General features: G+C 64.6%; 12 protein-coding genes, 1 tRNA gene and 1 pseudogene. 12 read left to right on the top strand and 2 right to left on the bottom strand.

Annotated elements, in window-relative coordinates; all coding sequences use genetic code 11:
• Nucleotides 1-92: 92 nt before the first annotated feature.
• Nucleotides 93-1,166 carry a nuclear transport factor 2 family protein gene (locus AC30QB_RS04420; RefSeq protein ID WP_489544973.1) on the bottom strand — a complete coding sequence of 358 codons (1,074 nt, stop codon included), beginning with the start codon at nucleotides 1,164-1,166 and terminating at the stop codon, nucleotides 93-95.
• A gap of 240 nt (nucleotides 1,167-1,406) precedes the next feature.
• On the opposite strand from AC30QB_RS04420, the gene cysS reads away from it, so the two are divergent.
• The 9 genes and pseudogenes from cysS (at nucleotide 1,407) to AC30QB_RS04375 (ending at nucleotide 9,355) form a co-directional block, all read left to right on the top strand.
• Nucleotides 1,407-2,780, top strand: coding sequence for a cysteine--tRNA ligase (gene cysS / locus AC30QB_RS04415; protein WP_489544972.1), 1,374 nt, complete (start codon nucleotides 1,407-1,409; stop codon nucleotides 2,778-2,780).
• Nucleotides 2,746-3,420 carry a DNA-3-methyladenine glycosylase family protein gene (locus AC30QB_RS04410; RefSeq protein ID WP_489545065.1) on the top strand — a complete coding sequence of 225 codons (675 nt, stop codon included), beginning with the start codon at nucleotides 2,746-2,748 and terminating at the stop codon, nucleotides 3,418-3,420. Before cysS ends, AC30QB_RS04410 begins: the two co-directional genes overlap by 35 nt.
• A 63-nt stretch (nucleotides 3,421-3,483) precedes the next feature.
• Nucleotides 3,484-4,455 carry an acetyl-CoA carboxylase carboxyltransferase subunit alpha gene (locus tag AC30QB_RS04405; RefSeq protein ID WP_489544971.1) on the top strand — a complete coding sequence of 324 codons (972 nt, stop codon included), beginning with the start codon at nucleotides 3,484-3,486 and terminating at the stop codon, nucleotides 4,453-4,455.
• Nucleotides 4,406-5,755: a tRNA lysidine(34) synthetase TilS gene (tilS, locus tag AC30QB_RS04400; protein WP_489544970.1), complete on the top strand. Its 1,350-nt coding sequence runs from the start codon at nucleotides 4,406-4,408 to the stop codon at nucleotides 5,753-5,755. The genes AC30QB_RS04405 and tilS overlap by 50 nt, the downstream gene beginning before the upstream one ends.
• Nucleotides 5,756-5,813: 58 nt before the next feature.
• Nucleotides 5,814-7,082 (top strand): aspartate kinase, encoded by a 1,269-nt coding sequence (locus AC30QB_RS04395; protein WP_489544969.1) that lies wholly within the window; start codon nucleotides 5,814-5,816, stop codon nucleotides 7,080-7,082.
• A gap of 37 nt (nucleotides 7,083-7,119) precedes the next feature.
• Nucleotides 7,120-7,212, top strand: a tRNA-Ser gene (locus AC30QB_RS04390).
• Between the two features lie 111 nt (nucleotides 7,213-7,323).
• Nucleotides 7,324-8,448, top strand: a complete 1,125-nt coding sequence (locus AC30QB_RS04385; RefSeq protein WP_489544968.1) for a metallophosphoesterase — start codon at nucleotides 7,324-7,326, stop codon at nucleotides 8,446-8,448.
• A gap of 5 nt (nucleotides 8,449-8,453) precedes the next feature.
• Nucleotides 8,454-8,934, top strand: a pseudogene (locus AC30QB_RS04380) (c-type cytochrome); the annotation flags it as partial.
• Nucleotides 8,930-9,355 carry a c-type cytochrome gene (locus AC30QB_RS04375; protein WP_489545068.1) on the top strand — a complete coding sequence of 142 codons (426 nt, stop codon included), beginning with the start codon at nucleotides 8,930-8,932 and terminating at the stop codon, nucleotides 9,353-9,355. The pseudogene AC30QB_RS04380 and the gene AC30QB_RS04375, both read left to right, overlap by 5 nt.
• A gap of 19 nt (nucleotides 9,356-9,374) precedes the next feature.
• Here AC30QB_RS04375 and AC30QB_RS04370 read toward each other — a convergent pair whose 3' ends face one another.
• A complete protein-coding gene (locus AC30QB_RS04370; RefSeq protein WP_489544967.1) occupies nucleotides 9,375-10,343 on the bottom strand; it encodes a Bug family tripartite tricarboxylate transporter substrate binding protein in 969 nt (322 codons plus the stop codon).
• A 101-nt stretch (nucleotides 10,344-10,444) separates the two neighbouring features.
• On the opposite strand from AC30QB_RS04370, the gene AC30QB_RS04365 reads away from it, so the two are divergent.
• The 3 genes from AC30QB_RS04365 (at nucleotide 10,445) to AC30QB_RS04355 (ending at nucleotide 12,469) form a co-directional block, all read left to right on the top strand.
• Entirely contained in the window at nucleotides 10,445-10,606 is a 162-nt protein-coding gene (locus AC30QB_RS04365) for a hypothetical protein (RefSeq protein WP_489544966.1), read from the top strand.
• Between the two features lie 8 nt (nucleotides 10,607-10,614).
• Nucleotides 10,615-11,835, top strand: coding sequence for a class I SAM-dependent DNA methyltransferase (locus AC30QB_RS04360; protein ID WP_489544965.1), 1,221 nt, complete (start codon nucleotides 10,615-10,617; stop codon nucleotides 11,833-11,835).
• 181 nt (nucleotides 11,836-12,016) lie between these two features.
• Nucleotides 12,017-12,469 (top strand): PA2169 family four-helix-bundle protein, encoded by a 453-nt coding sequence (locus AC30QB_RS04355; protein WP_489544964.1) that lies wholly within the window; start codon nucleotides 12,017-12,019, stop codon nucleotides 12,467-12,469.
• The last annotated feature ends 41 nt before the right edge of the window (nucleotides 12,470-12,510 follow it).

Genomic DNA, 12,510 nt, shown 5'->3' with positions numbered 1-12,510 from the left:
GCACGATGCGATCACAGCTGTGCTGACAAGCCCCCGCGGCAGGCGTGTCAGGCTCGAAAGAAACCGCCCGGTGATCCCGACCCGCGGCCTGCTCACGAACCCGTGCTTTCCTTCTGGATCAGCCACCGCCCGTTCACCAGCACCATGTCAAGTCGTTTTTGACTCGACACCTTTAGTGCATCGGCGCTGTAGTTTTGGCGAAACTGAATCACGGCTTTGTCGCCCTGGACCTTGGTGCGGAAATCGGTCAGTACCACCGAGATGCTGCGCTTGCCGACGATGCGGGCGCGACGCTCGTCTTCCCATGCCTTGCGTGCCTTGCCACCGGAAAACTCGGGTGTATAGGCGGCGAAGTACGCGTCCATGTCCTTGCCGCTCCACGCATTGGCCCACGCCGTGACGGCGACCTGCACGTCTGGCTCTGTGCCTGATGGCGCGGGAACAGGCGGCGCCGCAGGAGTGGGTGCCGCCGGCTTGGCCGGGTTCGATGCAGCGGGAGCCGGTGGCGCAGCGGCAGGTGCAGGTGCAGAAGGTTGCGCTTTTGGTGCCGCAGCCACGACCACGGGCGCTGCTGGCCTCATGGCGGGTGCTGGTGACGGAGCCACCGCCGCAGGTGCAGGCTTGGCATGAGCCGCCGCCAGCGCTGTGGCTTTGGGTGAGAACAGATCACGGATCATCGCGAGCTTGGGGCTGACCTTGGCGGTGCTCGCGCCATCGATCTGCAAGGCCTTGGAGTAAGCCTGGCTGGCCAGCTTCGCATAGACGTCGCCCAGGTTTTCGTAAGCCGTGGCGTAACTCGGGTTGGTGCGAATGGCCGATTCGAGCGAGCGGCGAGCCTGCTCGTACTGGCCTTGTTTGCTGTAGAGCACGGCCAGGTTGTTGTAGGGCTCTGGCAACTCGGGGAAGTCTGCGGTCAGCTTGACGAAAATCGCCGTGGCATCAACCAGATGGCCTTGTTCCGACAGCACCAGGCCCTTGAGAAAACGCATGCGCGCGTCTCGCGGGTTCGACGCCAGGAACTGATCGGCTTTTTGCACCGCGTCAGTCCATTGGCCTGCACTGAACAAGCGGTCGACGTCGGCATATTCATCTGCATGCGCGGGGCCGGCGGCGAGCGTGAGGCCCGCGACGATCAGTCCAAAAAGCGGATTGCGTGTACAGACCATCGACGTCCTGATGTGGGTTGCGAGCGCCCGTGATCAGCGCGCAAGAGGAGGGGCGGGCAAAGCCCAATGTGGTACGAGGGCAGGCCGCTATACTCCGAAAATTGTATCGCAGCCCCACTGCCAAAAGCCCTTCGGACCGACGCCTGTTCCTCTGTATGCGGCACTAAAGCAGCCCGGTGTTCTCTCCGGTTGCAAGCCGGGCCCCGCAGCCGTTGAGCGACCCACCCCAGCACATCACCGATGACCTTGCGCATCTTCAACACCTTGACGCGACAGACCGAGGTGTTCGTTCCGATCGAGCCGAACCACGTGCGCATGTATGTGTGCGGCATCACGATCTACGACTATTGCCACGTGGGCCATGCACGCATGATGGTGGCGTTCGACCTCATCTACGGCTGGCTGCGCACTCTTGGCTACCGCGTGAGCTACGTGCGCAACGTGACCGACATCGACGACAAGATCATCAAGCGCGCACTGGAACGCAAGATATCGCTGCGCGAACTCACTGACGAGATGATCACCGCCATGCACCAAGACCTCGGTGCGCTAGGCATAGCCCGCCCCACGCACGAGCCTCGCGCCACCGAGTACGTGCCGCAGATGCTGGCCATGATCGGCAAGCTCGAAAACAAGGGCCTGGCCTACCGCTCCGAGAAAGGCGACGTGAACTACGCGGTGCGAAAGTTCCCGAGCTACGGCAAGCTGTCGGGCAAGTCGATTGACGAGCTGCGCTCCGGTGAGCGCGTGGCAGTGCTCGATGGCAAGCAAGACCCGCTCGATTTCGTTTTGTGGAAGGCCGCCAAGCCCGGCGAGCCTGCTGATGCCAAGTACCCGTCTGAATACGGCAGTGGCCGGCCGGGATGGCACATCGAGTGCTCGGCCATGGCCTGCGCCATCCTGGGCGAGCAGTTCGATCTGCATGGCGGCGGTGCCGACCTTCAGTTTCCACACCACGACAACGAGATTGCGCAGAGCGAAGGCGCGAACGACAAGCCGCCCGCCAGGGTATGGGCGCACAACGGCTTGTTGAATGTCGACCAGGTGAAGATGTCCAAGTCGCTGGGCAACTTCTTCACCATCCGCGAGGTGCTGGAGCGCTATGACGGCGAGACCATACGCTTCTTCATGCTGCGCACGCACTACCGCAGCCCGTTCAACTTCAGCGATATCAATCTCGACGATGCTCGCAATGCCTTGCGCCGCCTCTACACCGCGCTGGCCGATCTCGACGTGCCCATCGCAGAGGTCGACTGGTCACAGCCGCTCGCCGCACGCTTCCGCGCGGCGATGAACGACGATTTCGGCACGCCCGAAGCCATGGCCGTTTTGTTCGAGCTGGCCGGTGAAGTGAACCGCACGCGTTCACCTGAGCTGGCCGGCTTGCTCAAAGGCCTGGGCGCCACGCTCAACGTCTTGCAGCAGAACCCGCGCAGCTACCTTCAATCGGGCAGCGGTCTTGACGAAGCAGCCATCCAGACGCAGATCGACGCGCGCGCTGCGGCCAAGCACGCGCGCAATTTCGCGCTGGCCGACCAGATCCGCAAAGACCTGCTGGACCAAGGCGTTGCGCTGCAAGATTCGCCGCAAGGCACCACCTGGACGAAGGCCTGACCCGGTGCGCACAGCGACCCCCGACTATTGGGAAGAGGCGTGCAAGCACCTCTCCAAACGTGATCGCGTCATGCGCAAGCTGATCCCCCAAGGCGAAGGCCGGCTGCAGAGCCGTGGCGACGCCTTCACCACGCTGGCGCGCTCCATCGTCGGCCAGCAGATTTCGGTGAACGCCGCGCAATCGGTATGGGACCGCTTTGCGGCGCTGGTCGAAGGCGACCCGATGTGCGTCATGCCGGCCGCCGTTGGCGCCCTCGATCCCGTGCTCATGCGTGAAGCCGGTTTGTCAACGCGCAAGATCGACTACCTGCTCGACCTGGCCCAGCATTTCGAGGCTGGCACGGTGCATGTGCGGCAGTGGCAGCAGATGGACGACGAGGCCATCATCGATGAGCTGGTGGCCATACGCGGCATCGGCCGCTGGACGGCCGAGATGTTCCTGATCTTTCACCTGATGCGGCCCAACGTGCTGCCGCTCGACGACCCCGGCTTGATCAAAGGCATCAGCGTCAACTACTTCAGCGGAGAGCCTGTTTCACGGGCCGAAGCCCGTGAAGTGGGCGACGCTTGGGCCCCATTTCGCTCGGTGGCCACATGGTACATTTGGCGCAGTCTCGACCCCCTGCCTGCGGCGTATTGAGCGCCTCTTTCTGCCTCATGTGAAGAAGCATTCTTGCCTTCACCAACCCAGGATCTCAGCCGGATGAGCAAACGACACTTCCTCGAATTCGAGCACCCCATTGCCGAGCTCGAAACCAAGATCGAAGAGCTGCGCTACGTACAAAGCGAATCCGCCGTCGACATCTCCGAAGAGATCGACAGGCTCAGCAAGAAAAGCCACCAGCTCGTCAAGGACATCTACTCCAACCTGACGCCTTGGCAAGTCACGCAGATCTCGCGGCACACGCAGCGGCCCTATGCGATGGACTACATCAACGAGGTTTTCACCGACTTTCAAGAGCTGCGCGGCGACCGTGCGTTTGCCGATGACCAGTCGATCGTGGGAGGCCTCGCGCGGTTCAATGGCCAGGCCTGCATGGTCATCGGTCACCAGAAGGGGCGCGACACGAAAGAGCGCGCCGCGCGCAACTTTGGCATGTCGCGGCCCGAGGGCTACCGCAAGGCCTTGCGCTTGATGAAGCTCGCCGAGAAGTTCAGCTTGCCGGTGTTCACGCTGGTCGACACGCCTGGGGCTTATCCGGGCATCGGCGCTGAAGAGCGCGGCCAGTCGGAAGCCATCGGCCGCAACATCTTCGAGATGGCCCAGCTCGAAGTGCCCATCATCGTCACCATCATTGGTGAAGGCGGCTCAGGTGGCGCTTTGGCCATCAGCGTGGGGGACCAGGTGCTGATGCTGCAGTACTCGGTGTACTCGGTGATCACGCCCGAAGGCTGCGCTTCCATTCTTTGGCGCACGGCGGAGAAGGCGTCCGACGCTGCTGAGGCCTTGGGCATCACGGCGCATCGTCTCAAGGCTTTGGGCCTGATCGACAAGATCGTCAACGAACCAGTCGGTGGCGCTCACCGCGACCACAAGCAAATGGCTGCCTACCTCAAACGCGCGCTCAACGACGCGCTGCGCCAGGTAAGCGACCTCAAGCCCAAGGAACTGCTGCAGCGGCGCTATGAACGCTTGCAGTCCTATGGTCGCTACACCGACACCAGCGACCGCTGACCCTCGGCCTTGCATCGCGGTGGCCTACAGCGCCGGCCGCGACTCCACCGCCTTGCTCCACGCCACCGCGCGCGCCGCCGCAGAGCAGGGCGCCCAGGTCGTGGCTTTGCACGTGCACCATGGGCTGAGCCCCCATGCCGACGAATGGCTGGCCCATGCGCAAACGCAGTGCGCGCTTTGGGCGAAGCAAGGCCTGCCCGTTCGGCTGCTGTCGCATCGCCTGAACAGCAAGCCCGCGAAGGGCGAAAGCATCGAAGCCTGGGCGCGGCAAGCCCGCTACCGTGCGCTTCGGTTGATGGCCGCGGAGGCAGGCGCTGCGGTCGTGCTATTGGCACACCACCGCCGCGACCAGGCCGAAACGCTGCTCTTGCAAGCGCTGCGTGGGGCCGGCGTGGCAGGGTTGGCCGGCATGCCGCGGGCAAGCGAGCGCGACGGCATCACCTGGCTGCGCCCCTGGCTCAGCCACTCCCGCGACTCGATCGAAGCCTATGTGCGGCTACACCGCCTGCGCTACGTCGATGACGACAGCAATGCCGACGCGCGATTTGCGCGCAATCGCCTGCGCCTGCAAGTGTGGCCCGGATTAAGTGCAGCCTTTCCGCAGGCTGAAGCCAGCCTGGCCGATGCGGCGGCCTGGGCCGGTGAGGCCTCGGCCTGCCTGGCCGATCTTGCAAGCCTCGACCTGGCCCAGGTGTCGAGTACCGCCGGGTTGAAGGTGAAGGCGTGGTGCGGCTTGAGCGCTCCGCGCCGGTCGAATGCTTTGCGTGCCTGGTTGAAGGTGCAGACGACACGGGCAGCGCCAGCCAGCCTGGTTCTGCGCCTGCAACAAGAGTTGCCGTCGACAGGCTCGGCGCAGTGGGAGTTGCCCGGCGGTGTGCTGCGTCGATACCGCGGCCACCTGCGCTACGAAATCAGCCCAATCAGCCCGTCAACGCATGAGGCTGAGAAAGCGCGTGCAGGCACCTTGAGCATTCTTCGCGCCGGTCGGTTTGCGCTGACAGGCTGGGGCGGCGTGCTGGTGGCAAAGCGCGTGAAAGACGGCGGCGTGCCGCTCGCCTGGCTGGCCCACCTTGAGTTGCGTGAGCGCGCAGGCGGCGAGCGGTTCCAGGCGGGCATAGCCCGGCCCGCGCGCAGCCTCAAGAAGCAGTACCAGTCTGCCGAGGTGCCGGCCTGGGAACGCGAAGGCCCTTTGGTCTACAGCGGCGGCCAGCTGGTGTTCGTGCCGGGCCTGGGGCTGGACGCGAGGGTGCTCGCCTTGCCCGGTCAGGCCCAGATGAGCTTGCACTGGCGCAGCGGCTAAAATGCGCGGTTGCGCCGCAAGGTGCAGCCCCTTCATCGATTCCGCGAAATCTGTTTCCATGGCACTCATCGTTCACAAATACGGCGGCACTTCCATGGGCTCTACGGAGCGCATACGCAATGTCGCCAAGCGCGTGGCCAAGTGGGCCCGCGCCGGTCATCAAATGGTGGTGGTGCCCTCGGCCATGAGCGGCGAAACCAATCGCCTGCTGGGCCTGGCCAAAGAGCTCTCGCCCGAGCTGGCGAGCAACGGCGTTCAGCGCGAGCTCGACATGATTGCAGCCACCGGCGAGCAGGTATCGGTCGGCCTGTTGTCGATTGCGCTGCAGGCTGAAGGCATGGAAGCCGTCAGCTACGCCGGCTGGCAGGTGCCGATTGCCACCGACAGCTCGTTCACCAAGGCGCGCATTCAAAGCATCGACGACAAGCGCGTGCGTGCCGATCTGGCGGCCGGCAAGGTGGTGGTCATCACCGGCTTCCAGGGCATAGACCCTGACGGCCACATCACCACGCTGGGCCGTGGCGGCTCCGACACCTCGGCCGTGGCCGTGGCCGCGGCGATGAAGGCCGACGAGTGCCTCATTTACACCGACGTCGATGGTGTCTACACCACCGACCCACGCATCGTGCCCGAGGCACGCCGCTTGCACACGGTGAGCTTCGAAGAAATGCTGGAGATGGCGAGCCTGGGCTCCAAGGTGCTGCAAATTCGCTCGGTCGAGTTTGCCGGCAAGTACCGCGTGCCGCTGCGCGTGCTGTCGAGCTTCACACCTTGGGACATTGACATCAACGAAGAAGCCCGCTCGGGCACCCTGATCACTTTTGAGGAAGACGAAAAAATGGAACAAGCTGTTGTCGCAGGCATCGCCTTCAACCGCGATGAAGCCAAGGTCACCGTGCTCGGCGTGCCCGACAAGCCCGGCATCGCCTACCAGATCCTCGGCCCCGTGGCCGAGGCCAACATCGATGTCGACGTGATCATTCAAAACGTCTCGCACGACGGCAAGACCGACTTCTCGTTCACCGTGCACCGCAACGACTACGCCCGCACGCTCGATGTGCTGAAGAACACTGTGTTGCCGCACACCGGCGCCGCGCAGGTGATGGGCGACGCCAAGATCTGCAAGGTCAGCATCGTGGGCATCGGCATGCGCTCGCATGTGGGCGTGGCGAGCAAGATGTTCCGCTGCCTGTCTGAGGAAGGCATCAACATCCAGATGATCACCACCAGCGAAATCAAGACCAGCGTAGTGATCGACGAAAAGTACATGGAGTTGGCGGTGCGTGCGTTGCACAAAGCCTTCGACTTGGAGCAAGAGCCTGCCTGATCGAGCACAGTTCTGAACTAGAATGCCGCCTCATGCTGGAGTCGTGACCGAGTGGCCGAAGGTGCTCCCCTGCTAAGGGAGTATTCGCCTTAAAAGCGAATCGAGGGTTCGAATCCCTCCGACTCCTCCACCAGCCTTGCAAGAAGCCCCACTCGTTGGGGCTTTTTTATGCCTGCTCATTGAACGGGCACCGGCTGCACACATCTACCGCTTCTTCGCACCCCGCCCGGAGCGTGTTCGCATGCCGTTCTTGCCTTTGACCTGTGTCGTCGCCCTGTTGCACCTGTACATCGGCTGGCGGGTCATCCCTGACCTTCACAGCCCTTGGGCAGCCTGGCTGATGGGCACCGTGCTCGTGCTGTCGACGGTGTTGATGCCGCTGGGCTTTCTTGCGCGGCGCCTGATCCGTCGGCGGTCGGTGTCTGAGGCGGCCGCGTGGGCCGGCTTTGTGTTCATGGGGCTGTTCTCGTCGCTGCTGGTGTTGGCCTTGCTGCGTGACCTCAGCCTGCTTTTGATGAGTGTTGTGGGCGTCGACGACTTTGCGCTGTTGACGGCGCGGGCCGTGCCTTTGCTGGCCGGTGTGGCCACTCTGTGGGGCTTCGTGAACGCGCGCCGCCGCGCTGCCATCGTGGCGGTTGAGGTGCCGATTCAGGGCCTGCCGCTGGCGCTGCAAGGTTTCACCATCGCGCAGATCAGTGACATCCACGTTGGCCCCACCATCAAGGGCCCGTACCTGCAGGCCATCGTGGATGCGGTCAACGGCCTGCAAGTCGACATGGTGGCGGTGACGGGTGACCTGGTCGACGGCAGTGTGCGTGACCTGTCGCCGCATGTCGCACCGCTCGGTGGGTTGATCTCACGGCACGGCACTTTCTTCGTCACCGGCAACCACGAGTACTACTCGGGTGCTCACGCCTGGATTACCGAGCTGCGCCGCCTGGGCATTCGCGTTTTGATGAACGAACACACGGTGTTGCAGCACGGTGGTGCGCCGTTGGTGGTGGCGGGTGTGGCCGACTACAGCGCGCATCTGTTTGACCCGTCGCACCGCAGCGACCCGGTGGCTGCGATGGCGGGCGCCCCGGCACACGTTGCGATGCACGTGCTGCTCGCGCACCAGCCGCGCAGCGCCGAAGCGGCCGAGAGGGCAGGCTTTCAGCTGCAGTTGTCGGGCCACACCCACGGTGGGCAGTTCTTTCCGTGGAATCTGTTTGTGCCCTTGCAGCAACCGTTCACTGCCGGCCTGCACAAGCTGAAGCGCCTGTGGGTCTACACCAGCCGCGGCACGGGATATTGGGGGCCGCCCAAACGTTTTGGCGCACCCTCTGAAATCACCCGTCTGACGCTGGTGGCTGCGCCGGCTTGATCCACATGTTTCGTGTTGCCCTGCTGTGTTTGCTGATGAACGCTTCGGCCGGCCTGCGTGCGGCCCCCCAGGTCGAAAACAGCATCGCCCAGCGTGTGCCAGCCTGCACCGGCTGCCACGGCGCGCAGGGGCGGGCGGCAAGCGACGGCTACCAGCCACGCATTGCCGGCAAGCCGGCGGCCTACCTGTATCACCAACTGCTCAACTTTCGCGATGGTCGCCGCCAGTACCTGCCGATGGTGAAGCTCACCGACCCACCGAGCGACGCCTACCTGCGCGAGATGGCGGCCTATTTCGCTTCGCTCGACGTGCCCTATCCGCCACCGCAAGCGGCCACCGCATCGGCCGAGACATTGCAGCGTGGTGAAGGGCTGGCCCTGCGTGGCGACAGCGCGAGGCGCATTCCCGACTGCGTGCAGTGCCATGGGCCCCAGCTCAACCGGCCTGGCACCGGCCATCCCTGGCTTGCTGGGTCTGCCGCGTGACGCTGGATCTGGGAGGCGGCCTGATCCCGATGCAGAACTGGTACGCGCCGTCACTCAGCGACCGGCACGAGGCCGGTGTGGCCGAGTGGTCGCGGCAGAGCATCGTCGACCTGCTGAAGAACGGTGCCACGCCCCAGGCCTCTGGCGAGGGCGCGCCTGGCATCTACCCCGCGCTGGCCGGCAACCGTGCGGTGACGCTGGTGTCACCGGCGAACCTGGTGCGTGTGGTGCTTGAAGGCGGCTTTGCGCCCTCGACCACGGGCAACCCGAGGCCCTGCGGCATGCCGCCGTTTGCGACCGTGTTGAGCGCCGCCGACACCGCCGCGGTGCTTGACCTATGTGCGCAGCGCCTGGGGCAACCAGGCCTCTGCCGTGCCCGAGATCGAGGTCAACCGCTACCGCTGAGTCGATCGAACGGCTGATTTGAGCAATGCCGCCCACTCAGTTGAGCGTGGCACCCGACACCCGAACCACCTCGGCCCACTTGCGGATCTCTTCGGCGATGAAGTCCCTGAACTTCACTTCGTCGTAACCCACCAGCGGTTGGCTGCCGATTTGCTCGAATGGCGCGATCAAGGCCGCGTCGGTCAGCGCAGCGTTCATGGCCTGAGACAGCTTCTTGACCACGGCCTGCGGCGTGCCGGCCGGCACCACGATGCCCGACCAACTGCTTGACTCCAACCCGGGGAACCCGGCTTCGGCAATGGTCGGCACGTCGGGCAACGCGGGCAGGCGCTTGGGCCCCATCACGGCCAGTGCGCGCAGCCTGCCCGACCTGATGTGCGGCAGCAGAGTCACGGTGTAGTCGTACATCAGGTCAAGCCGGCCACCGAGCAGGTCTTGCAGCGCGGGCAAGCTGCCTTTGTAGGGCACGTGGGCCATCTTGGTGCCGGTTTTGGTTTGCACCATCTCGCTCGTGAGGTGCGTGCCGGTGCCGGGACCGGCCGAGCCGTAGTTCAGAACGCCCGGGTTGGTTTTGGCGAAGTCGATCAGCTCGGCCATGGTCTTGTACGGGCGCGAGGCTTCAACCACCAGCACCGTGGGCGACATGAACATGCCGTGCACGGGGATGAAGTCTTTCAGCGGCTCGTACTTGAGGTTCTTGTACAGCGCGAGGTTGGCGGCCATCGTGCCCGAGGTGCCGAACAGCACGGTATAGCCATCGGGCGCAGCCTTGGCCACTTGTTCGGTGGCAAGCGAGCCGCCGACGCCGGGGCGGTTTTCCACCACGAAGGTCTGGCCCAGCACCTCGCCCATCTTCTTGGAAATGGCGCGCGAGGTGGTGTCGGTCACGCCACCAGGCGTGAAGGGCACGACCCAGGTGATCTGGCGTGTGGGGTAGGCCTGAGCAAGGGCAGAGCCTGTGACCAAGGCGGCGGTAGCCAGCATCAGAACTTGCAGTGCTTTCATCGTTTGCCTTTGGTTCAGTGCAGCACAACGGGTCGCGTGCGGGGCAACTCATTCGCAGCCTAACAAGCGCCTGTGCCGCTGCGCATGCACGTTTGCCCCACGTGGCGATCGGTTCGAACGCGCTCAACGTTGAACGTTGCAAGAAGGCCGTTTTAAAAGGTGAGCCGCCGGATGCGGTGATGGTGGGCCGCTTTCCCGTGCGCATGGAAGGGGTGACGGAACAGGAGCAGGCAGCGCCGATGGCGCCCTTGGGCTCGCGATAATCGCCCGCATGCTCGACCCAACCCACACCGCCGCCTTCGAGCAAGCCAAGGTTCATTTCCGCGATGGCCTGGCCCATTTGCAGGCCGGCCGCCCCGCCGAGGCTGAAACAGCCTTTCTTGCCTCGCTCGACCACGTGCCCGCGCGTGTGTCCACCCTGGTGAACCTGGCCGCCACGCGCATGGCGCTCAACCGGCCCGTAGACGCTTTGGTCACCGCGGTAGAAGTGCTTGCCATCGAGCCCACCAATGCCGATGCCTTGGCCCACTGCGCGGCGGCCTTGCGAGCGCTGGGCCGCCATGCCGAAGCGGTGATCGCGCTCGACACCGTGCTGGCCCAGCGAAGCGGCTGGGCAGAAGGCTGGCTCCAGCGAGGCCAGAGCCTGCTCGAGCTGAACCGCCCGGTTGAAGCGCTGCCGTCGTTCGATCGCGCACTGGCCCTCGATGCCACTCTCGGGCTGGCCTGGGCCAGCCGGGGCGACATCTTGCGCGACATGGGCCGGCTCGATGAGGCACGAGCCGCCTATGAGCAGGCGCTGGCCCTCGGGGTCGATGCAGACCTGGTGCGTTACTGCCTGGCCGGTCTCGGGCAGGCGGCGTCTCCCCCTGCGGCAGCGCCGCGCGCCTATGTGGAGACACTCTTCGACGCCTACGCAGGCGACTTCGAGCAGCACCTGGTGCAGACGCTGCGCTACCGCGCCCCTGACGTGCTGGTCGCGCCTTTGGCGCAGATGCACCCGCAGCCTTTTCGCTCGGTGCTCGACCTCGGCTGCGGCACCGGGCTGTGTGGCCCACTGGTGCGCGAGCGGGCGCAGCGGCTGGTGGGGGTTGACCTGTCGCAAAAGATGCTGGAACAGGCCCGTGCACGCGGTGTCTACGACGAACTGGTGCACGCCGACATCGTGGCCCATTTGCAAGAAACGCAGGCGCAGCACGACCTCGTGCTGGCGGCCGACGTGTTCATCTACATCGGTGACCTGTCGCCTGTCTTCGCGGCGTTGGGTGCGGCGATGTTGCCGGGTGGCCTGTTTTGTTTTTCGACCGAGATGGCCAGCCCCGAGGCCCGGGGTTTCGAGCTGTTGCCCAGCCTGCGCTATGCGCACGCCGAAACTTACCTGCGCGAGCTGGCCGCGCAGCATGGGTTTGAGGTCTTGAGGCTTTCGCGAGAGACCATTCGCGAAGACCAGCAACAAGCCATCGACGGCGTGTTTGCATTCCTCGTGCGGCGCTGAGGGCCGATTGCCGCAGGTGACCGACCTGCATCTGGGGCCTTGTCCTACAGCCAATGCCTGCCGCCGTGGCCACCATGGGGCTCTGGTTCTGGTGTGCGAGAGATCGGCCAACCCGGCTGGCAGCCATCAGGGCCTGACATGCAACGCGGCGCCTTGTGCGTCGATCATGAAAGGAAACCCCATGAGCAACGACGACATCATCGACACCCTCAACGACTTGATCGAAACCTCGAAGGACGGCGAACTCGGGTTCAGCGCCTGCGCCAAACACGTGAGCTCGACCGACTTGCAGCAGCTGTTCAGCACCCGTGCAACAGACTGCCGGGCTGCGGCCAGCGAACTGCAGACCATGGTCTCTGATTACGGCGGCAAGCCCGAGACCGACGGCAGCACCACGGGGGCGCTGCACCGCGGCTGGGTGGCGGTGCGCGGCTCGCTGGCGGGCTACAGCGACGAAGCCATGCTGGAGGAATGCGAGCGCGGCGAAGACGCGGCGCTGGGACGCTACCGCGCTGCCCTGCGCGACGAAGACCTGCCGGAGGCCGTGCGTGCCGTGATCGCGCGCCAGCAGTTGGGCGTGCAGGCCAACCACGACCAGATCAAGCGTTTGCGCGACATCGCTCGTGCGGCCTGAACGACCTGAACCTTGAAACACACAGGCCGGCAGATGCCGGC

Origin of the sequence: Rhizobacter sp. (assembly GCF_046595475.1) — a bacterium.
Lineage (GTDB): Bacteria > Pseudomonadota > Gammaproteobacteria > Burkholderiales > Burkholderiaceae_C > Rhizobacter.
Note: the sequence above shows the minus strand (reverse complement) of the source record. Positions and strands in the feature narration are given on the sequence as shown.